This is a genomic window from Rheinheimera soli, assembly GCF_031457405.1.
GTDB lineage: Bacteria > Pseudomonadota > Gammaproteobacteria > Enterobacterales > Alteromonadaceae > Pararheinheimera > Pararheinheimera soli_A.
The window spans coordinates 57,844-81,600 of sequence record NZ_JAVDWR010000016.1 but is presented as its reverse complement, the minus strand read 5'-3'; the positions used below and the strand labels follow the sequence as shown (position 1 = coordinate 81,600).

Sequence of the window (23,757 nt, the reverse complement as noted above, 5' to 3'; positions counted from 1 at the left end):
TACAACCACAGGCGGCCACACAGCTTTAATGCTGGGTTACCGCCAGTGATAGCAGAACAACCTAAGTTAGTGTCCGGAAATACTTGACCACTACAAGAATCCATAAACGCCCGCCCACAAGGGACGTCCCTACAGACCATAACACCCTATGCGATTGCACCCTACAGGCAGCAAAACCAGAAGATTTAGTCTAAAAACTTAAGTCGCTTGCATAACTCCGGCAGCTTTTGTTTCGCGGAAGGTAAAGAAATCTGCTGCCAGTCCTGTTTTTGCCAAAGACGTTGTACTAACAAGAGCGCTGTTTGATGATCCACTTTGGCATAATTGAGATTAAGCCAACACAACAGATGGGTTTCTATCAGCTCATAAGGACGCAAGCCTGCCTGAAACAGCTCTAATTCAGTGTTTTGCTGCGGTGTGATTTCTATAGAAGGAGGCTCTGCCCACAATAACGCCAAAGCTGGATCCAAAGCGCGTTGTTTGTCAGCAAGCTGCCAGTACAGCTGTCTGGAAAACTGCTGTTGTAAAGGCCTGAACTGCTCACCATAAAGCATCAAAACCGAGGCTTCGTTGCTGGCTTGTTCGTTTTGATGGCTAAGTTTTACAGGAATAAACCCCGCTTTTTGCCAGAACTTCACTAAAGCTAAAGTGGCGCCAAAACTGGTGCCAATCAGATACTGTTGGTCTAGTAAATCCTGCAACACAAAGCTTAATAACTGACTGCCAAGTCCCTGAATTTGCACTGACGGATGCACCACAATACGCTGAATTCTTGCCAGTTTTTGCCCTGCCAGTTCACTCTGCAGGCAATGAAAAGCCAGGCTTTGTGCTAACAAATGTCCATGTACTCTGCGTTTGCCATGCGACACCGCCATAGCAAGTTCTTTGTCCAGCTCGCCTTCAAAACTGATCAAAGCACAGGCGATCAGCTGCTGATCCTGCTCCAGTGTATAGAGCTTCAGTGCCGGGTTATCCAATAAAGCCCAGAGGTCCATTACATCGGTTTGGTAATGCGCCAGGCTTAATAAACTAAAAATGTGTTGTAGCTTTGTAGGTTGTAGCAGTAAGTCTTTTACCTGATAGCTGGCAAGCTGAGTTTCCGGTAATGCAGCCGAAACAGAGTCAGTTTGCTCCAGTAAAAAACCTTTAAAAATCAGCTGCTCCAGTGGATCGTTCGCCTGATAACGTATAGGTTGATGCAGATGCAGTTTCTGAAAACCAGGGCAATGCTGCTGTAAATAACTTTGGAATCGCAGCTGAAAACCACGGCCTGTGCCTTCGTAACCATGTTCAGTCGTAGCGAAAACTAAGCGGCTATACAGATCAGTCAGTTGCTGCAATTGAGGGGTTGGAATAGCAGCTGCTTCATCCACCAAAATCACAGTGTTCTGCTGCTTTTCTGCCAGTAAAACATCCACAGGCACAAAACGAATAGTACCGTTTAGCAGTTGATTTTGACCTGGCTGATAGGGCTCTTTTAAAAGATGAGCAGCGATAAAAAATGCAGTTTGCACAGCAACAGGCGAAGGGCCTGTCAGCAGAATATCGGTTTTACCCTGTTGCACTAATAAAGCTGCAGCTATACCCAAAGCGCTGGATTTACCACGACCACGATGCGCCGTTAGTACTAAAGGACGGCGTCTATGGCCTGTCACTACTTTATGAATTGCGGCCACTGCGATTTGTTGTTCAGTTGTGCGATAGGGCAATTCAGCCTGAGCTGAGGTCATAGCTTCCGGTAAGGCTGGAATCACAGCAGGGCGCCCTTCAATAAGCTGTACCCAATGAGCATCCTGCAGTTGCTCTAACCAAAACTGTTTAAAAAAGCCTGTATAAGTTGCTGCATCCAGCGGGTAAGGCAACACTCTTTTAGCGGCAGGGTTGGGTTGCTGTTGCCATAAATCCGGCTCATTGGTGACAAATAACCAAAGCCCACCGGATTTTAGGCAACCACTGCTGGCAGCTACTAAATCCCAGTCGACGGAATAACGTGCATCCACCACCAGCACATCACATTCTGTGCCCAGCCATTGCTGCTTTTGTTTGGCTGACAATAGCGTAAAGCCGACAGGGGGCTCATGGCCTAACCAATAACTTATGCCTTCTGGCTTTAAAGCAGAAAGTTGCTGCTGAGTATAATCTTCTGAACCTGCTAACCAGATGGGTAAACGCCAGCCACGCTTCTGATAAGCGTTTTGTTGCTGACGGATGATCTGCAGCAGGTCTGTCATAGATTAAACTGGTTCTAACCTGGCATAAGCTGTCACCAGCCACTTACTGCCCAGCTCGTCAAAGTTCACCTGAATACGGGATTGTGGACCTGTACCTTCATAATTCAGCACTGTGCCTTCACCAAACTTATCGTGTAATACCCGTTGGCCCAGCTTAAAGCCGGTATTTTCAAAAGCACTATGGCTGGCAGCACTGCCAAAACGGTTCATTTGAGCAGGCTTGCTGACATTAGTGGTCAGGCGGATTTCTTCTAGGCAGTCGGCAGGAATTTCGCGAATAAAACGCGATGGTCTGTTGTATTGCTCCTGCCCATATAAACGGCGACTTTCGGCATGAGTTAAATACAACTTCTGCATAGCACGGGTCATACCGACATAACATAAACGCCGTTCTTCTTCCAAACGTTCACTGTCATCCCCACTTTGTTGACTTGGGAACATGCCTTCTTCCAAACCACAGATAAACACCAGTGGGAATTCCAAACCTTTGGCGCTGTGTAAGGTCATTAGCTGCACTGCGTCTGAATGTTCTTCAGCCTGATATTCACCAGCTTCTAATGCCGCCTGAGATAAAAAGGCAGAAAGCGGTGTCATTTCTTCCGTATTGACATAAGTGGCGTTGGCGCAGGCGTTCACCAGTTCATTTAAGTTTTCTACCCTGGTCTGGGCTTTTTCGCCTTTTTCGGCTTTATACATCGCCATCAGGCCAGATAGTTGGATCACATGATCCGCCTGCTCATCCAGACTTAAATCTTTGCTGTCGGCTTCGAGCTGATCAATCATCTGCACAAAAGTGCTGATCGCATTGGCTGCGCGGCCAGTCAGTTGTTTATTGGCCAGCATTTGCTGCAGGCTTTGCCATAAGGTTACTTGCAGAGAACGGGCATTTTCCCGCACTTTGTCCATAGTGGTATCGCCAATACCACGCACCGGGGTATTGATAATACGTTCCAGCGCAGCGTCATCTTGTCTGTTATTAATCAGACGCAGATAAGCCAAAGCATCTTTGATTTCCTGACGTTCGTAGAAACGTAAGCCGCCATAGATACGGTAGTTAATACCGTCCTGAATTAAAGCTTCTTCCAGCACCCGTGACTGGGCGTTGTTACGATACAGCACTGCAGCTTCAATCAGCTTGCCGCCTTCACGTTTCCACTCCCGAATACGGCCAACAATAAAACGTGCTTCGTCCAGCTCGTTAAAAGCTGTATAGAGCGAAATGGCTTCGCCTTGTTCGCCGTCCGTCCACAGGTCTTTACCCAAACGGTCGCTGTTATGTGAAATCACACAGTTGGCGGCTTTTAGAATAGTGCCGGTGGAGCGGTAGTTTTGTTCCAGCCGGATAGTGACAGGGTTTGGATAGTCTTCTAAAAATTGCTGAATGTTTTCCACTTTAGCGCCACGCCAGCCGTAAATGGACTGGTCATCGTCACCTACTATCATCACTTTACTGTCAGTGCCTGCTAATAAACGTAGCCATTCATACTGAATAGAGTTGGTATCCTGGAACTCGTCGACCAGAATATGGCGGAAACGCTGCTGATAATGAGCACGAATTTGCGGCTGCTGTTTAATCAGCTCGAAGCTGCGTAGTAATATTTCGGCAAAGTCGACTAAACCCGATCGGTCGCACATTTCCTGATAGGCGGCGTAAATTTTGATCATGGTTTGCAGACTGAAATCGCCATGTGCATCCATAGTGCCGGGGCGCAGGCCTTCGTCTTTACGGGCGTTGATAAACCATTGAATTTGTTTAGGTGGCCAGTGTTTTTCGTCTAAATTCAGTGCTTTTAATACCCGACGTACTAAACGGTATTGATCGTCCGAGTCGATGATCTGAAAACCCTGAGGTAAACCTGCTTCCAGATAATGGGCCCGCAACATTCGGTGTGATAAACCGTGGAAAGTACCCATCCACAAATTATTTAAACTGACGCCTATGGTCTGTTCGATACGGTTACGCATTTCCTGTGAGGCTTTATTGGTAAAAGTCACAGCCAATAAACTATAAGGCGCAACCCGTTCCACCTGCATCAGCCAGGCTAAGCGATGCACCAGTACCCGGGTTTTGCCCGAGCCGGCACCGGCCAATACCAGCATATGTTGAGGAGGAGCGGCTACCGCATCACGTTGTTTATCGTTTAAGCCATCCAGTAAAGAAGAGACATCCATTAGCAGTAAGTACCTGTCGCTGACGCAAAATTTGCCGACATTATATACCCATCTTGCTTGTCACCCCAGCTTTGATGCCCAGGCTATTGATAATTGCCTTGAGGGCTTAAAGCAAAGCCTGTAACTGCTCTAACGAATCAATTTGCAGATGAGGCAATACTGCCGTTTGAAAATGAGCTTCATGCTTGAGCCATACCGCCTGACAACCGGCATTCAGCGCGCCCCGCACATCAGCTTTGCTGTTATCGCCTATATGCAGCAGTTTATGGGGCGCAATAGCAAGTTGCTGACAGGCTTTATGAAACATATCAGGGTAAGGCTTCATTTTGCCGCTTGGGCCTGCATGATAAGCGTGCTGAAAATAATGACGAATGCCAAGCAGTGTTAAATCTGCATTGCCATTGGTAATAGCGACCAGCGGATAACGTTCTGCTAAGGCTTTGAGCAACTGATGGCTCGAATCCGGCACTATTAAGTTACTGCGGGCATTATAAAAAGCACTAAAAGCCAGTTCTGCAATTTCACCCGCTTCACAGCGACCTATACCAAGCTCCGTTAAGCCCTGTTCCACCGACAATAAGCGCCAGCGGCTGACATCGTGGCGAACTTCCGGGTTAAGCACCGCCAGCTCTTTGCGTTTCTGCCACCAGAATTCAGGGTCAATCAGGCCAAGCTTAGGCGCTAATTGCAGTAGTTTTTGCTGCATAGCCAGTTCCGCCTGCTCAATCACAGAGCCGTTGTTATACAGCGTATCGTCCAAATCAAAAGAGATGGCTTTAAAAGGCAAAAGGGCTTTGTAAATACGCATAAGCTTTAGTGTCCGCTGGCAAGTGCTGTTAGTTTATCCGCAATTGCTTGGGTTGTATGCAGTGGGGGCTGGTTGGGATCAGTCAGGTTAAGTTTATGATTTTTCCGGAATGGAAAAATTATTTGTCAGGGTTTGATTTTGAAGGTAGGGTCTGCCTATTCGGTAAGATATAAGTTTAATGGGATTATTATGAGCGAAAATGATTCGTGGATTGACGAAACTTTAACAAAACATAAGGCCCTCACAGAATCCGTAGTAACAATTATGCAGAACCTACTGAAAAATAGAGGTGTAGACTATTTGTCTGTTACTGGCCGAACAAAAGACAAAGCTAGTGTTTTAGATAAAATTAAAAGGAAAAATTATAAAGACCCACAGATACAGCTCACAGACTTAACTGGAATTCGCGTGATTACGTATCTTGAGTCAGATATATCTGTTGTAAGTGAAGTTATTGAATCAACATTTAGGGTTGATATAGATAATTCACTCAACCAAGATGAACGGCTGCACGTAAATCAAATTGGCTACAGATCGGTGCATTTTGTCTGTGATTTAGGTGGAATTAGATCAAAACTCCCAGAGTTTCTGGGGTTGCTAGGCTTAAAATTTGAAATTCAGGTAAGGACAGTATTGCAACATGCATGGGCAGAATTGGCGCATGATAGAAATTACAAATTCAACAGCACTTTGCCAAAAGATATTGAACGAAGTTTGTATTTATATGCTGGAATGCTTGAAATAGCAGATAAAGGGTTTGATGAACTTTCAAGGAAAATAGACGCTTATACTGAAGATGTGAAAAGAAAGACTAGTACGGGGAACTTGAATTTTACAATCGACTCTGTGTCATTAAACGAGTTTGTAGAGGGATGGGCTAAAACGAATAAAATAGTTCTTCATGAGGTGCCAATTAAAAGTGACCTCAGTGATTTAGTAAATGAGTTGAGACAGTTTGGTATCAAAACTGCAGAAGACTTGAATCAGATTATTCCCGCAGATTACGCATCAAAATGTAAAGAGATCGGTTATTACTCCAACTTATATGGTTATGTAAGGGATTGGATGTTGATTTGTGACTGGAGGCGTTTTAAAGCGCAGGTAGAATTTGCTTGGGGCTTGGGCAATAGGGAAGAAATATTCGCTCAATATTTCAATCGAGACGAATTAGAGCTGTTCTATGCCGAATTCGAAGGTTAAACACCCTTCTTCTTCGCCCTTGGATGCGCATTATCATACACCTTGGCGAGCTGCTGGAAATCCAGGTGGGTGTAGACCTGAGTGGTGTTCAGGTTGGCGTGGCCCAGTAGCTCTTGTACTGCGCGCAGGTCTGAGCTGGATTCGAGCATATGAGTGGCGAAGGAGTGGCGTAGCATATGCGGGTGTAAATGCTGCGCTAAACCCTGACGTTCAGACCAGAGTTTGACCCTTTGTTGTACTTGTCTGTGGCTGATGCGGCTTTTTTGTTTGCTTAAAAACAATGCATCCGGCTCTGTGCCTATATAAGCGCTTCGTACTTTTAGCCAGTCTTTAATGGCGGCTACCGCCATACGGCCTATAGGTAATACTCTTTGTTTATTGCCTTTGCCACGCACCCGTATTAATGCTTCGGACCAGTCAATATCCTGCAAATTGGCGCTGACCAGTTCGTCCAGCCGTAAACCTGATGAATAAAACAACTCCAGAATTGCTTTGTCGCGGCAGGCGAGGGCGTCTTCGCTGGTGTCAAAATCCAGCAGATGATTCACCTGATCGACATCGAGGTTTTTTGGCAAAGGTTTATCAAACTTGGGCACCTGTAAATAAGACGCCGGGTTTTCTTTCAGTTTGCCTTGCTGCACCAGATAACGGTAAAAGCTGCGCAAAGACGCCACTCTAAGCGCTAAGCTGCGGGCTTTTAGGGTTTTGCGGCATGAGGAAATATGCAGTTGCAGCTGGGTTTCTGTCAGCTCGACCCAATGGCTGGCTTGTTCCGCCACTTGACTGGCTACAGCACAAAGTTGTAATTGGTAGCTGATTAAGGTTTTGTCGCTGTACCCCCGTTCATGCTTTAAATAAGCCAGGAAAGCCGACAGATCGGCTTGCCAATGGGCTAATTCAGGCGGCAACATAAGAGGGTAAAACAGCCAATACCAGTTTCGCCAGATGGTCTAAAAATAAGGTGTCCATGCCTGGCTGGAAATGCTCGTCTGAGTCGCTGCCAAAAGCCAGCAGGAACTGTTGCTCTTCCGATAACTTTAACAGTTGTAACGATACCGAATGAATATGAGGTTCAAACAAAGCGGCCATTTCGTCGCGGTTCATCCGGCCAAAATAATAAGTTTTGCCACTTAAACGGCGCTGTAAAATCAGCTGTAACTGCGCGACCTGATCGGTCTTTTGCTGCAAATCAACCAATACACAACCTTGCACATGCGGCATTTGGGCGGTAAAAGCCTGCAAGGCTTCCAGCAAAGCAGTTTGATCGGCCGCTTTTAGTAACTGCAGGTGCAGATCGTTCAGCGCATAAAAAATCTGTTCGTTCTGGCGGGCTATGCCCATCAGGCGGGTAATGTCGTCTTCTAAAGAACGGATTTTTTCGCGTTGTAATTCCAGCTGACGTTCTACTAAAGACACCACACCGCGCTGTTGATGCGGTAAACGCAAACGGCTTACCAGCTCCGGATGTTCAAGAAAAAATTCCGGATGATCATAAAGATAATCAACAATCAGGCTGGCTTCGGCCAGTTCAGGGTTTACCAGTGCTGTATCGAGAGGAAGGTCGCTCATAAGAATAATTGTCCATCAAAAACATGTTCGGCTGGTCCTGTCATTTTGACGGGTTGACCAGGCCCTTGCCAGCGGATCTGTAAGGAGCCGCCTGGTAAATCTACCCTTACCTGGGTTTGTAATTTTTTCTGCATCTGACCAATGACTGCAGCAGCGCAAGCGCCAGTGCCACAGGCCATAGTTTCGCCAGCGCCCCGTTCCCATACTCTTAATTTGACATGAGAAGGGGACAGCACCTGCATAAAACCTATATTGGCGCGCTCAGGGAAACGTTCATGATTTTCAAAAACCGGCCCCCACTGATGCACAGGAGCAGTCTGAATATCATCGACCAAAATCACCGCATGCGGATTGCCCATCGAAACTACGCCACATAAAGTGGTAGCGTCTTCGCTGTGCAAAATATAGTTCAGCTCTTGTTTCTGTGCTTTAAAAGGCACTTTGGCCGGATCAAACTGCGGCACGCCCATATTGACAGTCACCTGACCATCCTGCTCTATATACAAAGTGATTTTGCCCGACTTGGTGCTGACCGCAATTTTATATTTATTGGTCAGGCCTTTATGCCGGACAAACTTGGCAAAACAGCGTGCACCGTTGCCACATTGTTCTACTTCAGAACCGTCAGCATTAAAAATGCGGTAATGAAAATCCAGGTCCGGATCGTAAGGCGGTTCCACCATCAGCAACTGGTCAAAACCTACCCCAAAGTTACGGTCGGCCAGCTTTTTGATTTGTTCTTTGGTTAAAAACACATTTTGGCTGACGGCATCTATCACCATAAAGTCATTGCCCAAACCGTGCATTTTTGAGAAATGCACTAAGCTTTGGTGGGGACGATCTTTAAATTTATTGTCTGGGATCATTCAGGGCACCAACTGTTCACCGCGCCACAGGTCCTGCCATTGTTCACGCTGGCGGACTAAATAGCTGCGGTCACCATCCACCAGCACTTCTGCGGCTCTGGGTCTGCTGTTGTAGTTGGAACTCATGGTAAAACCATAAGCGCCGGCTGAGCGCACCACCAGTAAATCACCTGGTTCCAGCGCTAAAGCGCGATCTTTACCGAGGAAATCGCCGGTTTCACAGACCGGACCTACCACATCGTAAGTTACGGCTGGAAGATGCGGCTTTTGCTGCACAGCAATAATAGCTTGCCATGCACTGTAAAGCGCCGGGCGAATTAAGTCGTTCATGGCCGCATCAACAATAGCGAAATGTTTTTCCTGGCCAGGTTTTAAATACTCTACTTTGGTCAGCAGTACACCGGCGTTGGCCATAATGGCGCGGCCTGGTTCAAAAATAATGGATAACTGTGGATAAGCTTCCAGTTTTTCTACTACTTTGGCTGCGTATTCAGCAGGATGTGGCGGCGTTTCACCATCGTAAGGCACACCTAAACCGCCACCAATATCTATATGACTTAAGTGGATACCTAGCGTAGCTAATTTGTCGATCAAGGCCAGTAATTTATCTAAGGCATCTAAAAACGGCTGAGTTTCAGTCAGTTGTGAGCCGATATGACAATCCACACCACAGACTTTTAAATGCGAAGCGGCATCAGCTTGCTGGTACATAGCCACAGCGTCGTTAATATCTATACCAAACTTATTGGCTTTTAAACCGGTAGAAATATAAGGATGGGTTTTGGCGTCTATATCCGGGTTCACCCGAATAGAAATAGGCGCAATAATATTCAGACGGCTGGCCACTTGCTGAATACGTTCCAGCTCAGGAATAGATTCCACATTAAAACACTTGATACCGGTTTGCAGGGCAAACTCAATTTCAGTGACAGATTTACCTACACCTGAGAACACCACTTTTTTCGCATCGCCACCTGCTTGCAGCACACGACGCAATTCACCTTCAGACACAATATCAAAACCACTGCCAAGGCGGGCGAGCAGGTTTAACAGCGCTATATTGCTATTAGCTTTAACGGCGTAACAGACTAATAAGTCACGGCCTGGCGCAGCCTCAGCAAAAGCTTTGTAATGGCGCTCGATAGTAGCGCGGGAATAGACATAAGTTGGCGTGCCAAATTCTGCAGCAATATCGGCTAATGCAACATCTTCGGCAAATAAGTTCTGATCCTGATAATTAAAGTAATCCACTACTGTTCCTTTGATACTACTGGCTGATCGGCTGGCGCAGCTTGTTCTGTTTGCGCCTTATTGGGTTGTGGGGTTTGAGGCAATGTTAAAGGACCTTTTTGGCCACAGGCCAGTAACCATTGGCTGAGCAACAGGATGCACACCAGTCTTTGTCGCTTTGTATTCATGGTTTTTATTTCATTAATTATTTTGCGCTCTATAATCGCATCCTTAACAGCAAAAGCAAACAGGTGAAACCGATGAATGACGTAGAATATGACGAACTGACCGATCAGGTGCTGCTTGCGGTGGAAGACGCTATCGAAGCATTGGACCTGGATTTGGATTATGAGTCGCACGGTGGCTTGTTAAGTATCAGCTTTCCTGATGGCAGTAAGGTGATTATTAATAAACAACCTCCGCTGCATCAGCTGTGGGTAGCGACTAAATTTAACGGCCACCATTTTGAATTAAAAGACGGTGTCTGGATTGATAACAGAACAGGTTCTGAGTTTTGGGCTTTGATTTCGGATGCCTTTAGTAAACAGTCTGGTCAAAACGTAGTGCTTGCCGATAACTACTGAGTGATGCGGTCAGCAAACAGAATAAATCAATAGAGAATTACAATGGCGTTACTTCCTTTTGTAGATGTAAAACCCGCAGGTCAGGCCGATGCCGCTGTGATCTGGTTGCATGGTTTAGGTGATTCGGGTGATGGTTTTGCCCCTATAGTGCCGGAATTGCGTTTGCCAAAAACGTCGGGCATCCGGTTTTTATTCCCTCATGCTCCTGTACGCCCTATTACTATCAACGGTGGTATGCAGATGCGCGGTTGGTACGATATTAAAACCTGGGATTTAAACGACAGAGCAGATGAAACAGGTGTGCGTGAATCTGCGGCTGCAGTAACCGCCTTAATAGACAAACTGATAGAGCAGGGTATTGCGGCGAATCGCATTTTATTGGCAGGTTTTAGTCAGGGTGGCGTTATTGCGCTACATTTATTACCCCGTCTGCCTTATAAACTGGCCGGTGTGATGGCGCTTTCAACCTATATGGCTGTGCCAGGCAAGCTGAAAGAAGAAATGACCACGGCCAATAAAAGCACTGCTGTGCTGGTGAATCATGGTACTCATGATGAAGTGGTGCCTTACAGCGCAGGTCAGGCGGCTTTTAACGCACTGAAATTTGCCGGCTTTAATGTCAATTGGGCCGAGTACCGAATGGGCCATAGTGTTTGCCCACAACAAATTGCTGATGTCAGTCGTTTTATTCAGCAACAATTACCAGCACTTTAAAATGGAACAAAAAAAGTGACAACAGCACAGGAAAAACTGGTGGTTCGGGTCAGTCTGGGCGCTGCGGCAGCGGCCTCGGGTGATTTGCCAGAACCAACAACAGAGCAGCAGTGGCACTGGCGTCGTATTAGCGGTGCTGCTCTGACGCTTTGTGCTGCTGCTGTGTTGTTGTATGGCTGGTTACATCTGGATTCAGCTGATATCGAGCTGACAGCTGTGGCTGCCACAGCTCCTGTTGCCATGACCTCTGAATCTATTGAAGTGGCGACTCCAGAGCTGGTGCTGGAAGCTGTACCACAAAACCCCGAACCGGAGCCTGTACTGGTTAAAACTGAAGCAGTGGCTGCTGAAACCGGGGCCGTGGCTAGTGCAACAAAACCAGCAGAAGCTGCTGTAGTGGAAAATACCATTACAGCAGCACAGGCAGTGGTCGCTGAAACCGCTCTGGTTGAAGTTGAAACAGCAGCGCCCTTATTTGAAGCCGACTCTGGTGTATTAAGGCTGGCGTTGCTGACCAACGAGCCCCCTTCAGCTCAAGCCCGCAGTTTAGGTGAACAGATTGATGCCACAGCTGTGCCACAGCTGGCTTTGTATTCTGAAATCAAAGGTTTAAATGGCCAGAGCATTGAACATTTGTGGTACTACGAAGGCAAGCTGATGACCCGGATTAAACTGCCGGTCAAACTGGATTACTGGCGTACCTACAGCAGAAAAGAATTCGACAGCAGTCAAAAAGGCGAATGGAGGGTCGAAATTCTGGATCCACAGCAAAATTTATTATTTAGTCATCATTTTCATTATCAATAAAATACCCCTGGTCTTTGCAGCCGCAACTTTGTTGGCTCTGACATTGTATTCCAGGTTAGACGGACAGGGACAAGCCCTGCCGCTGCGGTGAGTTTGGGTATATACTAAGCGGCATTTTCAGACAAACCAGTTTTTATCTCTCTGTGCTGGTGTTGTTTTTTCCGGTTTAAGGAGTTCCTATGCAGCTTGTTCGTATTGCCACCCGTAAAAGTGCTTTAGCCTTGTGGCAAGCCAACTTTGTCAAAGCCGAACTGGAAGCCGCTCACCCTGGTTTGCGAGTTGAGCTGGTGCCTATGTCGACTCAGGGCGATAAAATTCTGGATACACCTTTGGCCAAAATTGGTGGTAAAGGTTTGTTTGTAAAAGAGTTAGAAACCGCCATGCTGGAAGGCCGTGCTGATATAGCAGTGCACAGTATGAAAGATGTGCCTGTCGATTTTCCTGAAGGTTTGATGCTGCATACCATTTGCCAGCGTGAAGATCCGCGTGATGCTTTTGTCTCCACCAGATACCAACAACTGGCTGATTTACCACAAGGTGCAGTGGTGGGAACCTCAAGTTTACGTCGTCAGTGTCAAATCAAAGCCATCAGGCCGGATTTACAAATTAAAGACTTACGTGGCAATGTGAATACCCGTCTCGCTAAGCTGGATGCGGGGGAGTTTGATGCCATTATTCTGGCTTCGGCCGGTTTAATACGTTTAGGTTTTGAAGCGCGCATTGCCAGCTTTTTAGAAGTCGACACCAGTTTACCGGCTAATGGTCAGGGTGCTGTTGGTATTGAATGTCGTACTGATGATCTATTGGTGCAGCAACTGTTAGCTCCGCTGGAACATAAAGAAACCCGCATTTGTGTGCTGGCAGAGAGAGCGATGAACCGCAAGCTGCAGGGGGGGTGTCAGGTGCCTATTGGTGCTTTTGCTGTCTTTCAGCAGAATGAACTTTGGTTGCGTGGTTTAGTTGGACAACTGGATGGTTCTGAAATTTTACGTTCAGAAATCAAAGGATCTGCAGAACAAGCTGAACAGTTGGGAATGCAACTGGCGGAACAGTTATTGGCGTTAGGCGCAGATCGCATTTTAGATGCGGTCTATCGTCAGGCCTGATTGGCGTGACGACTCCACTGCTGGATCCACTAAGCCCGGTACTGATCACCAGACCAGCAGGCAAGGCGGATCAGTTGCTGGCCAGTTTAGATGAACTGGAAATTCCGTATTTATATCAACCTTTGATCACCACCCAATTAGTGCCATTAAAAGCCAAGGCAGGCACTCTGCTGGAGCAGGCTGATCAGGTTATTTTTGTCAGCGTCAGTGCGGTCAGCTGTTTACAACAACAATATGATTGCAAGAAAATCACTGCACCTTTAATAGCTGTAGGCACCACAACAGCCACAGTGCTGGAAAAATGCAGTGGCCGCGAAGTGCTGGTGCCACAAGATCAGCGCAGTGAAGGCTTGTTGGCTTTGCCACAACTGCAGGATGTCGCTGGTAAACGCATTGTCATAGTGCGAGGGAATGCCGGTCGTGAGCTGATTAAAAAAGGTTTAATGGAACGGGGTGCCCATATTCAGTATGTGCAAAGTTATCGCAGAGTACCTTTGCTGCTGGATGGACAAAGCTTGTCAGACCAGTGGCATCAGCAACATATTCAATGTATTGTGGTCACCAGCAACGAAATTTTACAGCTTATTTTTGAATTATTGCCCAAAGAGCAACATAGCTGGTTACAGCAACAGTTATGGATAATGGTCAGCCCGCGGATGAAAGAAGCCGCTATAGAACTTGGGATTTTAGAGTCCCGTATTTATTTGTCAGCCAGTGCCAATGATCAGGCGTTACTGGAGGCTATTTGCCAGTTAAGAGGAACTTGTCATGACTGATACGCCGGTGGCTGTTACCGCCTCTGAATCTCCACTTCCACATGAGCCGGTTAAAAAAGAACCGATAAAAAACAATTCGCTAAATAAAGAACCGCCTAAAAGTGAAAACCCAAGGCCTGTAAAAACTGGCCGCGCTGTCGCCTGTTTTTCTTTATTACTAAATATAGTGTTGGTTGCCGCTATTGTCGCTGCGGTTTGGTGGTTATGGCCACAATGGACAGCAGTGCAACAACAACAGCTGGTACTGCAACAGCAGCAACAGCAACAAACGGAACAAGCTAAGCAGCAACTGCAACAACTGACCGATCAGGTGCAGCAGCAAATGGCGCTGGTTGTGGATCAGCAAAAACAGCAGGAAACTCTGGATCTACAGCAGCAACAGGCTTTAGTGCAGTTGCAACTGGAGAGCAAAAAACAATTAAGTAATGGCCGCACCTGGCAGTTGTGGCAACTTCAACAGCTGTTGCAATTGGCCGGACAAAAAATCTGGTTAGAGCAGGATATGCCAGCAGCGTTACGTTTGTTGCAAGGCGCTGAACAGCAACTGGCTTTATTGCAGGACAGCAGCATGCAGCCGCTTCGTCAGGCGATCCAAACTGATTTAGCTGAACTGCAAAAAAGCACAGTGCCGGATTTAGCCAAAATTCAGCTGGCTTTAACCAGCTTACGCAAAACTGTGAACGATTTACCTTTGCGCCAAAGTGAGCGGGTACTGGATGAAACACCAGTTGTAGTTGTTGCGACAGAGGCGGACTGGCAAGATACTCTGCTCCACCACTGGAATTCGTTCTGGAGTTCACTGGTGCATGTGCGCCCGACTCAGCCGGAAGATTTGTCGGTGTTAACTGCAGGTCAACAACTGAGTTTACGTAATACCTTACAACAACAGTTGTTATTGGCCGAGCTGGCCGCTATGAAATATCAGCCAGATCTGTATCAGGCTGCATTGCAGCAGGCTATGGATACCTTGCAGCGTTATTTTGCAGCTGCAGATCCACAAGTCAGTTCCGCATCTGAACAGCTGGTACAACTGGCTGGTTTAGCTGTAGCTTTTCCGACCCCTGCGGCGCTGGAATCCACAGCTGTGCTTGATCAGGTGATGCGTCAAAGCATGGTGGAGAGCAGCCAATGATCCGTTTGCTGATAGTGGTTTTACTGCTGGCTGCTGCCATGTGGGTGGGACCTTGGCTGACGCAGAATCCGGGCTACCTGATGCTGGTGCTGGGTCCATGGACAGTGGAAATGACGCTGATAGGTTTTGCCATTGTTTTGCTGTTGAGCATGAGTTTGTTGTGGTTGAGTTTACGTATTCTGCGACCCTTATCAGGTTTTCGTAACTGGACCTTAAACCCCTTTCGTGGTCGTCAGCAACGCAAAGCCCGTTTAGCTTTTGAACAAGCGGCTTTGGCTTTAGCGGCTGGCCGTTTTCAGGATGCTGAGCAGTATTTTGATCGCTCTGACGCTATGCCTGAATTCACTATACTGCGCCAGAGTATGGCTTGTTACGCTGCGTTGCAGGCCGGACATGCGACCAAAGCTATGCAGCTTGCTGAGCAACTGGATGCAACCCAGGCTCAGAGTTGTTATGTCAAAGCCGATTTATTGCTACGTCAGAATCAGGCTAAAGCGGCGATGGAGTTATTACAGCCTCATATGCTGTTGCCTGCTGACGCCCCTTTATTAGCGCCTTTGTATTTCCAATCTCTGCTGGCTGCGGGTCATAATATTGAAGTTTTTCATACTGTACTAAAAGCCATAGAGCAAAGATGGTTTACTAAAGCACAGTGGCAAGCGCAGCGTTATCAGATTTACCCACAGGCCATCCGTAATCTGGCAGCCCAGGGCGTGTTTGACGAAAGCAGTGATTATTGGCTGGCTTTGCCATCGAAAGAGCGTAAGTCGATGGCTGCTGTAGTGGGCCGGGTTTGGGCTAAAGTGAAAGCGGGTCAGGCTGAGCAGGCTGAAAAGTTGCTGGTTGATCACCTGGCTTATAGTGACTTGCCATTGGTATGGCCTGTGCTGAGACAAATTCCGTTAAAACGTCATGTAGTATTGCTGCGTAAACAACTGCAGCACTGGTTGCGTGATCACAAGGAAGATGCAGTGCTTTATGCAACACTTGCTTATTGCGCCGAGCAGGACGGTGAGCCTATGCAAGCTGAGCTGGCCTGGCAAAAGGCGATGCAGTATCAGCCGGGTTTAAAAATTTAGTTTATGTCCTCTGAACTGTTAACAGGTCTGGCGCCAATCCTTGGTGTCAGGCCTCGTTTTCTGTTGCTGGGTAGTATGCCTGGCGCAGCTTCGCTGACTGAGCAACGTTATTACGCCCATCCCCGCAATTTATTCTGGCCTTTTATGCAGCAGCTGTTTGCCATTCCGACAGAGCTTGATTACCAGCAGCGTTGCCAGTTGCTGACAGAGCAAGGTATAGCTTTATGGGATGTGATTGCACACTGCGAACGACCCGGCAGCCTGGATAGTGCCATTAAAAAAAGCAGCGTGATTTGTAATGCGATACCGCAATTGCTGGAAACAGAACCGCAAATTTTAAAGATTTGTTTTAATGGCGCCAAAGCAGCAGAAGAGTTTAAACGTCATCTGCTGCCGCTTTTGAAACACCGCACTGATATAGAGTATATTCAACTGCCGTCCAGCAGCCCTGCTCATGCCAGTCAAAGCAAAGAGCAAAAGCTGGCGGTATGGGCTAAAGCTTTATTGGAATAAGGCGTCCAGCGCTCTGGTGCTTTTGAAGCCCGCATTTTTAGCTGTGGCCAAAGCTATTCTTGCTTCTGCTAATTTGTTTTCGCTGAGCAACTCAATGGCAGACCAACCTAAGGCATCTGCATCGTTTTTTCTCTTTAAGTATTCTGACCAGTAAGGCTGATCCAGAGCCCGGGCCCGTTGCGCTGCCAGTACGCCATTACGGGCAGCCTGATCCAGCCAAAAGGTTGGAGTCCACTCAACTGGTACGGCAATAAGAGCTTCAAGATACATTTGGTCTTCTGCAAACAGAGGTGGTTTTTGAGTACCATGATGCAGGTTAAATGGGCTGATCCGGTAATAGCGTGGTTCCAGGTCGGACAAACTTTGGCCTTTGGCTAAAGGGAGTGGAGTTAAGTTGCTTTCTATCTTTTCTATTTGCTGATCCGCATTCACCTGTACCAGAGCTTTGCCCGGAAATACAGGCATTTTCCTGCCCTGTCCGGGTTTTACGTAAGCGATCGAATCGATATCTGCCATAGTTGGTGGTGTAACTACTGCGGCTCCGGATACAGCGTAGAAGCTCCGTTCATTCATCAGATAGCTTAGTAAGGTGGTGGTATTTAGCTGAGAGACAGCACGCCCGGCAAAAGCTGCTTTCCACTCTGATTCAGCCAGAGCCTTGACCATGGATGATTTCCGTTCTTGCTCCAGATGTGGGAAGTCTTTACCTGCCACTGTTAAGCCGAAATCAATTTGTATCTTGTGCAGTGAAATATTGCCGGCTTGACCGAACTTCCATTCCATCAGTGCATTTTCTGTCTTTTTAGCAAAAGAGCTGTCTTCCGGCACGCTGTATACAGTTTTGACGTAGACCACATTTCCAGCCTTATCTACCACAAAACGGGATTTAGTAAATCCAGGCAAACCTTTGCGTGCAAGAGTTTGTGGATATTGAGGCGCTACAGTTTTAAGGCGTTGCCGCACATTATCCCATGCAGGCTGCTCAAATTCGTTTGCTGTGTATCCGGGCACACTGTGTTTTTGGAGTAGGTGGTATAAGTCTGTTGCCTGCTGTTTCTGGCTTTCTGACAACTCAGCTTCTAACCTATGCATGTCATTTAACGCACTTTGCTCGCCTAAATGTACTGCTAAAGAAAAGTAGGCGTAAGCACGCACCAGATCTTTTTGTTCAGCTTCAGTATTAAGTGCCATCAGTGCCAAAAAATAGGCTGCTCCGGAGTTTCCTGAGTCAAGGAGCTGTTCGAATTCCGCCTTGGCTTCGACGTAGTTTTGCGATTTGTAGGCCTGAATTGCCTGATACAGATCTGCATGACAGTAAAGAGGGAGCAGCAAAGCTGCAAAGGTAAATACTTTTCTTAACATCCGTTGTTCCTGACCACCTAATGAAATAGCCGCAGAATGTTATATGCAATCAGGCTTTAGGTAAATAATTTGTTATGCCAATTTACTGCCATTCTGCACCGCTTGTTCCGGCACAGCTAAAACTACAGCACCATCAGGTCGGTAAAAGCCTGTGATCAGGCATTCGGAGCGAAAAGGGCCTATTTGTTTGGTCGGGAAATTGACTACCCCAATCACTTGTTTACCCAGCAGTTGTTCTTTGCTGTACAAGGCTGTGATTTGAGCACTGGATTGTTTCACTCCGATGTCAGGGCCAAAATCTACTTTGAGTTTATAAGCTGGCTTGCGTGCTTCCGGAAAATCTGTCACTTCGATCACTGTGCCCGTGCGCAGCTCAACAACTCCAAACTCTTCCCAACTAATGATATCCACTTTAATGACTCCCCTAATAAACAACGACTTAGCTTTGCATACCCAAATAGAGTTGTCATGAGTTTTGCGGTCAAACACCTGCCCTATGAAAGGAACTTGATAAGAGTATAAAATTTCGCCTTGACAGAAAAAGCAAATGCATAAATATTAAGTGACATCGACTATTTAGTTTTGACCTTTTATGACTTCAATTCACGCTTGCTTTATCACATTTGCCCGGACAGCAGCTCCGGCAAATCTGCATGCGTGCTCCACTGATTACCACTTGTCCGAGTGGTTCGACGAATAAATATCCGCAATTAATCTGACCGAATTTTATATGCAGCTTTGCGGCTGCCTGTAAAACCATGGCCTTTGGCCGTTTTAAAATCATAAAAAGAAGCAGGAAAATAAAAATGAAAGCACCTCTCTTAGGCGTGTTGGCGTTGCTATTCAGCAGCCACAGCTTCGCCTGTTTGCAACAAGAAAGCGAAAACAATAATACCGAAAGCGCAGCCGATGGGGCTTTATGCAGTGGCACCGCAGTAGCCGCCAGCATAGGCAGTAGTTCGGATGTCGACTGGTATTATTTTGACACCACAGCAACCGGAGATATCAGCGTCAGTTTAAGTCATGGCTCTGGCAAAGACTTTGACTGGTTTTTGTATCGCAGCTCAGGTAGTTACATTATGTCGGGCCAAAGCAGTGCTAATCCGGAAACCGGTACTTATACCGCATCCCCGGCAGGGCGGCATTACATTAAAGTGACCCGTTATAGCGGTACTGGCACCTATCAACTGACTGCAAACTTTGTCGGTAGTACGGGCGGCGGCGGTGGTGAAAATCCTCCTCCAACAGGAGGCTGTAACTACGGCGCCCGGCCGTCAAAACCCAGCAATTTAACCAGTTATATGACAGGCTCTGCCACTGACACTTGCGTCACCTTGTCCAACCCTGCCTTATTGTTGATGGGCGGTGGCACTGATGTGGATAATGCTTTTAGCCTGAGAGTAGGACCGCATATCCAGGGGGGTAATATTGTAGTTTTGCGTACTTCTGGCACCAATGCGTATAACAGTTACCTGCAGGGCTTAACCAATGCAGCTTCTGTCGAAACTATTATTGTGGATACAGTGACCAAAGCCAATATGGATTATGTGGACTGGGCTATCCGCTCGGCTGAGTTTGTCTGGCTGGCAGGTGGTGATCAGTCGGCTTATCTGAATGCCTGGCAAGGCACCAAGGTTCAGGCTGCTATTCAGCATGTGTATGACAAAGGTGGTGTAGTGGGTGGTACTTCAGCTGGTGACCATGTGCTGAGTCAGCATATTTATGATCCGGATGGGGTAGCTGGTGCTATCAGTGCTGAAGCAGTGACGGATTTCTGCCATGAAACCATCAACATCAGTACAGGTTTCCTGAACTTCCCTGCGATGCAAGGCGTGATCAACGATACCCACTTCCGTCAACGTGATCGGATGGGGCGCTCTATGGTGTTTCAGGCGAAAGTTGGAGCTGCCAGCCGTGTAGTTGCTATTTCAGAAGCGACTTCGTTGTTTGTTAACAGTGCAGGACAGGGCATAGTGGATGGCACTAACGAAGTCTATATCCTGAAATCTGATGCTCAGACTGTGTATGCTCAAACCAGCTGTGGCCAGCCTGTGAAGGTCAATAACCTGTTGCGGTATAAACTGGTGAGCGGCGATCAGTACAACCTGATTAATAACACTACTTCTATAGTGCCAACCCGTATCAGTCTGGATGGCAGTAAAGCAAGTTTCTACACACCAACTAGCCCCTATTAGTCTGGATAGCAGTAAAGCAAGTTTCTATACATGCAGCAGCCCGTACTAAGGGCTAAGTAGATGGAATAAAAAAAAGCCAAAGGACTGGCTTCTCTTTTTGTTTTAACGGGTTTTGCTTTAACTGGCCGCCTGATTGGCCAGACGAGGCTCAAGACGGTTTTTTAAATCCCCTTCAATCACCACTGCACGACCGGTATTTTTATCCAAACAAACAAAAGTAATATTGGCGTCGGCCACTAATGTGTCAGTACCGTCCAGCCAAATTTTCTGATGAATGACAGAGCTTTTGGTATTAATAGCACTGAATTCGGTATCAATACGCAGTTGCTGGCCCATAGTAGCCTGAGCTCTGTAGTTAATATTGATATTGACGATCACCCAGGCCAGACCCAGCCGTTCAAAATGTTCGATATCGCCATGTTGCTCCAGATAACCCCAGCGTGCTTCTTCCAAAAATTCTAAGTAGCGGGCGTTATTGACGTGCTGATAACCATCAAGGTGATAACCCCGGACTTTAATAAAAGTGTGATGTAACATAAAACTCTCTGGTTGGACCTGCTTGGATCTGTATGGGCCATGATGCCATAAATTTCGCTTTGGGTTAATGGCGTTTTTTCCTGCCCAACACTGAGATTTTTTTGGTCTGCTGCTCTGGATTCAGTAGAATAAGCGCACTTTGGTTTTTTGGTGCTTTTATGCGTCTGTTACAGCAGCTCTCTGCTAAATCCTATTCCACTTTTGCATTGGATACACAACTTGCCGAATTGGTCGAGTTGGACTCATTGGCTGAGTTAATAGCTTTTCAGCCTGCAGTCCCGCCTTTGGTATTGGGCGAGGGTAGCAACAGTATTTTCCTGACTGATCAAAACCGCACTGTATTACGTTATTTAGCCAAAAGCAGGACTGTGCTGTCAGAAAACGATCAACAAGTGCAACTGCATATAGAAGCAGGGGATAACTGGCATCAACTGGTCAGCTGGACTGTAGCTCAGGGTTGGTGGGGTCTGGAAAATTTATCCTTAATACCTGGCAGCGTAGGTGCTGCTCCGGTACAAAATATTGGTGCTTATGGCGCAGAGCTGGCCGACTGCTGTGACTATGTCGATTTTTTTCACTGGCAAAGCCGTGAGGTGCAGCGTTTAAACAAAAATGATTGTGGTTTTACCTACCGTGACAGTCTGTTCAAAAGCCTGCTGGCCGGTCAGGGGGTGATTGTGGCTGTGGGTCTGACGCTGAAAAAGCAGGGCCAGCCGAAATCAGGTTACAAAGGCCTGGAGCATTTAAACCAACACAGCAGTGTTGCTGACGTTGCACAGGCTGTGATCGCTGTGCGTCAGTCCAAATTACCAGACCCGGCCGTATTGCCAAACTGTGGTAGCTTTTTCAAAAACCCTGTGGTCAGCCAGTCTGTGTTTGACGCTATTCAACATTCTTATCCGGCAATGCCGTTTTATCCACAAGCTGATGGTCAGGTTAAACTGGCGGCTGGTTGGCTGATAGAACAAACAGGTTTAAAAGGTCAGCGTATTGGCGATGTCGGCTGTTATGAAAAACAAGCGCTGGTGCTGGTGAATTTTGGCCAGGGTACAGCCGCAGAATTACAGCAAATGATTGCCCTGATCCAGCGAAAAGTCCTGACACAATTTGCGGTTCAGCTGGAACCTGAGGTGCGCTTACTTGGCCAGTGAACAGCGTAAAACTTTACCCCATAGCCTGATCGTACAGCGGCAACTGGTGCATTATCTGGCCGATGGCGCTTTATGTTCAGGCCAATGGCTGGGCGAACAACTGGGTATCAGTCGCACTGCTGTGGCTAAACACTTAGAGCAATTGCAGCACTATGGTCTGGATTTATACAAAATTAAAGGCAAAGGCTATCGTCTGGCCCAGCCTGTGCAGTTGCTTGATGCAGCGCTGATTAAACAACGGCAGCAACAACAGGCGCCGGTTTGGGTGCAGTCCGTAACAGATTCCACCAACAGCCAGCTGATGCAAAAGCTTAAAGATGGGGTAGGGCTGGAAAAAGGCGCTGTGCTGGTAGCAGAAGCCCAGACCGCTGGCCGGGGCCGACGGGGTAAGCAGTGGTTTTCACCCTTTGGCTGCAATTTGTATTTTTCGATGTACTGGCAACTGGAGCAAGGCATTCAGGCCGCTATGGGCTTAAGTTTAGTGGTAGGGCTGGCAGTCGCTAAAGTGCTGCAACAACAATGGCAATTACCAGTGCGGTTAAAATGGCCCAATGATTTATACCTGGAACATAAAAAACTCGGTGGCATTTTAGTTGAACTGGCGGGTCAGACTCATGCCCAGTGTGATGTGGTGATAGGCTTGGGTTTAAATATCCGTATGCCGGATCAGACTGATAAAGCCGTCGATCAACCCTGGGCCGATTTAACTTCGGCTTTAGGCCAGCACATTGACCGTAATTTGCTGGTGGCTTTGTTACAGCATCAGCTGGTGCTGGAATTGCAGCAGTTCAGTCAGCAGGGATTTGCCGGTTATGTGCAGGCTTTTAATCTGTTGGATCAATTTGCCGGGGAGCAGGTGACTTTGTCCAGTGGCAGTCAAACCATCACAGGTTTTTGTGCAGGTGTGGATGCGCAGGGGGGGCTGGTGCTGGATATCAATGGCCAGAAGCAAAGCTTTTATGGCGGTGAACTTAGCTTAAGAAAGGCGCTTTGATGGAATTATTACTGGATATAGGCAATAGCCGCAGCAAAGCCCGTTTACATGATGTCGGCGCTCTTACGGAAATACAGCTGGAAAACATCAGCGCAGAACAGTGGTCATCAATAAATGCAGTGTATTGCGCCAGTGTGGCGGCGGACGACCGGGTATTGGCAATACGCCAACAAATTCCTTCTGCTATCCCTTTTATTCAAATCCGCAGTGACGCTCAGGCTTTTGGCGTGACTAATAGTTATCAGCAGCCGCATTTATTAGGGGTGGACCGCTGGTTGGCGTTAGTTGCTGCAGCAGAGTTATACCCCAATACAGATCTGTTAATAGCAGACGCCGGCACTGCTTTAACTATTGATTGGTTAAGCAGCACAGGAACACATCAGGGCGGCTGGATTTTAGCCGGGCAAAAACTGCAGCAGGAAGCCGTATTAAGTAAAACAGCCAAAGTATTTTCAGCAGAACTGGAAACCGAGTTGTTGTCGCCCGCTACTGATACAGCCACAGCTTTATATCAGGGCGCTATTGCTGCCTTAGTGGGAGCTATTCGTCAGGCATGGGCAATTAAACCAACGCAGCTGATTATTCTAACGGGTGGTGATTCCTTGCTTTTGCAAAAATACCTGGCGGATCTGCCCATTCAGCTCGAATCTCAACTGATCTTTCAGGGATTAGCCCGTTATATTCAGCCGAATTGACCATTTTGTGTACTTATTGAGCATTCAGGCCAGAAT

At 47.2% G+C, this 23,757-nt stretch carries 24 protein-coding genes; 13 read left to right on the top strand and 11 right to left on the bottom strand.

Annotated elements, in window-relative coordinates; all coding sequences use genetic code 11:
* Positions 1–185: 185 nt before the first annotated feature.
* The 3 genes from J2W69_RS17070 to J2W69_RS17060 all read right to left on the bottom strand — a co-directional run bounded on the left by J2W69_RS17070 (position 186) and on the right by J2W69_RS17060 (position 5,211).
* A complete protein-coding gene (locus J2W69_RS17070) occupies positions 186–2,231 on the bottom strand; it encodes a GNAT family N-acetyltransferase (RefSeq protein WP_310280732.1) in 2,046 nt (681 codons plus the stop codon).
* A 3-nt stretch (positions 2,232–2,234) separates the two neighbouring features.
* Positions 2,235–4,403 carry a DNA helicase II gene (gene uvrD / locus J2W69_RS17065; protein ID WP_310280730.1) on the bottom strand — a complete coding sequence of 723 codons (2,169 nt, stop codon included), beginning with the start codon at positions 4,401–4,403 and terminating at the stop codon, positions 2,235–2,237.
* A 106-nt stretch (positions 4,404–4,509) separates the two neighbouring features.
* A complete protein-coding gene (locus J2W69_RS17060; RefSeq protein WP_310280728.1) occupies positions 4,510–5,211 on the bottom strand; it encodes an HAD-IA family hydrolase in 702 nt (233 codons plus the stop codon).
* 189 nt (positions 5,212–5,400) lie between these two features.
* Here J2W69_RS17060 and J2W69_RS17055 point away from each other — a divergent pair, with 189 nt between their 5' ends.
* Positions 5,401–6,411, top strand: coding sequence for a GTP pyrophosphokinase (locus J2W69_RS17055; RefSeq protein ID WP_310280726.1), 1,011 nt, complete (start codon positions 5,401–5,403; stop codon positions 6,409–6,411).
* On the opposite strand, the gene xerC is transcribed toward J2W69_RS17055, so the two are convergent.
* Genes xerC through lptM form a run of 5 tightly spaced genes read right to left on the bottom strand, consistent with a single transcriptional unit; the run spans position 6,408 to position 10,264 of the window.
* On the bottom strand, positions 6,408–7,322 hold the full coding sequence (xerC, locus tag J2W69_RS17050) for a tyrosine recombinase XerC (RefSeq protein ID WP_310280724.1): 915 nt from the start codon (positions 7,320–7,322) through the stop codon (positions 6,408–6,410). The genes J2W69_RS17055 and xerC overlap by 4 nt on opposite strands.
* A complete protein-coding gene (locus J2W69_RS17045; RefSeq protein WP_310280722.1) occupies positions 7,309–7,980 on the bottom strand; it encodes a DUF484 family protein in 672 nt (223 codons plus the stop codon). The genes xerC and J2W69_RS17045 overlap by 14 nt, the downstream gene beginning before the upstream one ends.
* Positions 7,977–8,846, bottom strand: coding sequence for a diaminopimelate epimerase (gene dapF, locus J2W69_RS17040; RefSeq protein WP_008899727.1), 870 nt, complete (start codon positions 8,844–8,846; stop codon positions 7,977–7,979). Before dapF ends, J2W69_RS17045 begins: the two co-directional genes overlap by 4 nt.
* On the bottom strand, positions 8,847–10,097 hold the full coding sequence (lysA, locus tag J2W69_RS17035) for a diaminopimelate decarboxylase (RefSeq protein ID WP_310280719.1): 1,251 nt from the start codon (positions 10,095–10,097) through the stop codon (positions 8,847–8,849). It abuts the gene before it with no gap.
* Complete coding sequence (gene lptM / locus J2W69_RS20660) at positions 10,097–10,264, bottom strand: LPS translocon maturation chaperone LptM (protein WP_405047898.1); 168 nt, start codon at positions 10,262–10,264, stop codon at positions 10,097–10,099. The genes lysA and lptM overlap by 1 nt, the downstream gene beginning before the upstream one ends.
* A gap of 72 nt (positions 10,265–10,336) precedes the next feature.
* On the opposite strand from lptM, the gene cyaY reads away from it, so the two are divergent.
* The 8 genes from cyaY (at position 10,337) to J2W69_RS16995 (ending at position 16,787) form a co-directional block, all read left to right on the top strand.
* Positions 10,337–10,660, top strand: coding sequence for an iron donor protein CyaY (gene cyaY / locus J2W69_RS17030; RefSeq protein WP_310280717.1), 324 nt, complete (start codon positions 10,337–10,339; stop codon positions 10,658–10,660).
* A 42-nt stretch (positions 10,661–10,702) separates the two neighbouring features.
* Entirely contained in the window at positions 10,703–11,374 is a 672-nt protein-coding gene (locus J2W69_RS17025) for an alpha/beta hydrolase (protein ID WP_310280716.1), read from the top strand.
* Between the two features lie 15 nt (positions 11,375–11,389).
* Entirely contained in the window at positions 11,390–12,181 is a 792-nt protein-coding gene (locus tag J2W69_RS17020; RefSeq protein WP_310280713.1) for a DUF2914 domain-containing protein, read from the top strand.
* A gap of 179 nt (positions 12,182–12,360) precedes the next feature.
* Complete coding sequence (hemC, locus tag J2W69_RS17015) at positions 12,361–13,287, top strand: hydroxymethylbilane synthase (RefSeq protein WP_310280711.1); 927 nt, start codon at positions 12,361–12,363, stop codon at positions 13,285–13,287.
* A gap of 5 nt (positions 13,288–13,292) precedes the next feature.
* Positions 13,293–14,063: a uroporphyrinogen-III synthase gene (locus J2W69_RS17010; protein WP_310280709.1), complete on the top strand. Its 771-nt coding sequence runs from the start codon at positions 13,293–13,295 to the stop codon at positions 14,061–14,063.
* Positions 14,056–15,195: a uroporphyrinogen-III C-methyltransferase gene (locus tag J2W69_RS17005; RefSeq protein ID WP_310280707.1), complete on the top strand. Its 1,140-nt coding sequence runs from the start codon at positions 14,056–14,058 to the stop codon at positions 15,193–15,195. The genes J2W69_RS17010 and J2W69_RS17005 overlap by 8 nt, the downstream gene beginning before the upstream one ends.
* Positions 15,192–16,274 (top strand): heme biosynthesis HemY N-terminal domain-containing protein, encoded by a 1,083-nt coding sequence (locus tag J2W69_RS17000; protein ID WP_310280705.1) that lies wholly within the window; start codon positions 15,192–15,194, stop codon positions 16,272–16,274. The genes J2W69_RS17005 and J2W69_RS17000 overlap by 4 nt, the downstream gene beginning before the upstream one ends.
* A 3-nt stretch (positions 16,275–16,277) precedes the next feature.
* Positions 16,278–16,787 (top strand): DNA-deoxyinosine glycosylase, encoded by a 510-nt coding sequence (locus J2W69_RS16995; protein ID WP_310280703.1) that lies wholly within the window; start codon positions 16,278–16,280, stop codon positions 16,785–16,787.
* Here the strand turns inward: J2W69_RS16995 and J2W69_RS16990 are convergent.
* On the bottom strand, positions 16,776–18,149 hold the full coding sequence (locus J2W69_RS16990) for an energy transducer TonB (protein ID WP_310280701.1): 1,374 nt from the start codon (positions 18,147–18,149) through the stop codon (positions 16,776–16,778). The genes J2W69_RS16995 and J2W69_RS16990 overlap by 12 nt on opposite strands.
* 72 nt (positions 18,150–18,221) lie before the next feature.
* The gene (locus tag J2W69_RS16985; protein ID WP_310280699.1) at positions 18,222–18,560 is read right to left on the bottom strand and encodes a tRNA-binding protein; all 339 of its coding nucleotides are present in this window, start codon (positions 18,558–18,560) and stop codon (positions 18,222–18,224) included.
* A 395-nt stretch (positions 18,561–18,955) separates the two neighbouring features.
* Here J2W69_RS16985 and J2W69_RS16980 point away from each other — a divergent pair, with 395 nt between their 5' ends.
* Positions 18,956–20,344, top strand: coding sequence for a pre-peptidase C-terminal domain-containing protein (locus J2W69_RS16980; RefSeq protein ID WP_310280696.1), 1,389 nt, complete (start codon positions 18,956–18,958; stop codon positions 20,342–20,344).
* 117 nt (positions 20,345–20,461) lie between these two features.
* On the opposite strand, the gene J2W69_RS16975 is transcribed toward J2W69_RS16980, so the two are convergent.
* Entirely contained in the window at positions 20,462–20,881 is a 420-nt protein-coding gene (locus J2W69_RS16975) for an acyl-CoA thioesterase (RefSeq protein ID WP_310280694.1), read from the bottom strand.
* Positions 20,882–21,039: 158 nt separating this feature from the next.
* Between J2W69_RS16975 and murB the strand changes: the two genes are divergently transcribed.
* Genes murB through J2W69_RS16960 form a run of 3 tightly spaced genes read left to right on the top strand, consistent with a single transcriptional unit; the run spans position 21,040 to position 23,721 of the window.
* Positions 21,040–22,032 carry a UDP-N-acetylmuramate dehydrogenase gene (gene murB / locus J2W69_RS16970; protein ID WP_310280692.1) on the top strand — a complete coding sequence of 331 codons (993 nt, stop codon included), beginning with the start codon at positions 21,040–21,042 and terminating at the stop codon, positions 22,030–22,032.
* Entirely contained in the window at positions 22,022–23,026 is a 1,005-nt protein-coding gene (gene birA, locus J2W69_RS16965; protein WP_310280690.1) for a bifunctional biotin--[acetyl-CoA-carboxylase] ligase/biotin operon repressor BirA, read from the top strand. The genes murB and birA overlap by 11 nt, the downstream gene beginning before the upstream one ends.
* Positions 23,026–23,721 carry a type III pantothenate kinase gene (locus tag J2W69_RS16960; RefSeq protein ID WP_310280688.1) on the top strand — a complete coding sequence of 232 codons (696 nt, stop codon included), beginning with the start codon at positions 23,026–23,028 and terminating at the stop codon, positions 23,719–23,721. The genes birA and J2W69_RS16960 overlap by 1 nt, the downstream gene beginning before the upstream one ends.
* Positions 23,722–23,757: the final 36 nt, after the last annotated feature.

What these genes read in the sequence shown, in the direction of transcription:
- J2W69_RS17070 (WP_310280732.1), bottom strand. Translation starts at nt 2,231, where the DNA reads ATGACAGACCTGCTGCAGATCATCCGTCAGCAACAAAACGCTTATCAG.
- lptM (WP_405047898.1), bottom strand. Translation starts at nt 10,264, where the DNA reads ATGAATACAAAGCGACAAAGACTGGTGTGCATCCTGTTGCTCAGCCAA.
- uvrD (WP_310280730.1), bottom strand. Translation starts at nt 4,403, where the DNA reads ATGGATGTCTCTTCTTTACTGGATGGCTTAAACGATAAACAACGTGAT.
- J2W69_RS17060 (WP_310280728.1), bottom strand. Translation starts at nt 5,211, where the DNA reads ATGCGTATTTACAAAGCCCTTTTGCCTTTTAAAGCCATCTCTTTTGAT.
- J2W69_RS17055 (WP_310280726.1), top strand. Translation starts at nt 5,401, where the DNA reads ATGAGCGAAAATGATTCGTGGATTGACGAAACTTTAACAAAACATAAG.
- cyaY (WP_310280717.1), top strand. Translation starts at nt 10,337, where the DNA reads ATGAATGACGTAGAATATGACGAACTGACCGATCAGGTGCTGCTTGCG.
- J2W69_RS16995 (WP_310280703.1), top strand. Translation starts at nt 16,278, where the DNA reads ATGTCCTCTGAACTGTTAACAGGTCTGGCGCCAATCCTTGGTGTCAGG.
- hemC (WP_310280711.1), top strand. Translation starts at nt 12,361, where the DNA reads ATGCAGCTTGTTCGTATTGCCACCCGTAAAAGTGCTTTAGCCTTGTGG.
- J2W69_RS16975 (WP_310280694.1), bottom strand. Translation starts at nt 20,881, where the DNA reads ATGTTACATCACACTTTTATTAAAGTCCGGGGTTATCACCTTGATGGT.
- J2W69_RS17000 (WP_310280705.1), top strand. Translation starts at nt 15,192, where the DNA reads ATGATCCGTTTGCTGATAGTGGTTTTACTGCTGGCTGCTGCCATGTGG.
- J2W69_RS17045 (WP_310280722.1), bottom strand. Translation starts at nt 7,980, where the DNA reads ATGAGCGACCTTCCTCTCGATACAGCACTGGTAAACCCTGAACTGGCC.
- J2W69_RS16980 (WP_310280696.1), top strand. Translation starts at nt 18,956, where the DNA reads ATGAAAGCACCTCTCTTAGGCGTGTTGGCGTTGCTATTCAGCAGCCAC.
- J2W69_RS17005 (WP_310280707.1), top strand. Translation starts at nt 14,056, where the DNA reads ATGACTGATACGCCGGTGGCTGTTACCGCCTCTGAATCTCCACTTCCA.
- dapF (WP_008899727.1), bottom strand. Translation starts at nt 8,846, where the DNA reads ATGATCCCAGACAATAAATTTAAAGATCGTCCCCACCAAAGCTTAGTG.
- J2W69_RS17025 (WP_310280716.1), top strand. Translation starts at nt 10,703, where the DNA reads ATGGCGTTACTTCCTTTTGTAGATGTAAAACCCGCAGGTCAGGCCGAT.
- xerC (WP_310280724.1), bottom strand. Translation starts at nt 7,322, where the DNA reads ATGTTGCCGCCTGAATTAGCCCATTGGCAAGCCGATCTGTCGGCTTTC.
- J2W69_RS16960 (WP_310280688.1), top strand. Translation starts at nt 23,026, where the DNA reads ATGGAATTATTACTGGATATAGGCAATAGCCGCAGCAAAGCCCGTTTA.
- murB (WP_310280692.1), top strand. Translation starts at nt 21,040, where the DNA reads ATGCGTCTGTTACAGCAGCTCTCTGCTAAATCCTATTCCACTTTTGCA.
- J2W69_RS16990 (WP_310280701.1), bottom strand. Translation starts at nt 18,149, where the DNA reads ATGTTAAGAAAAGTATTTACCTTTGCAGCTTTGCTGCTCCCTCTTTAC.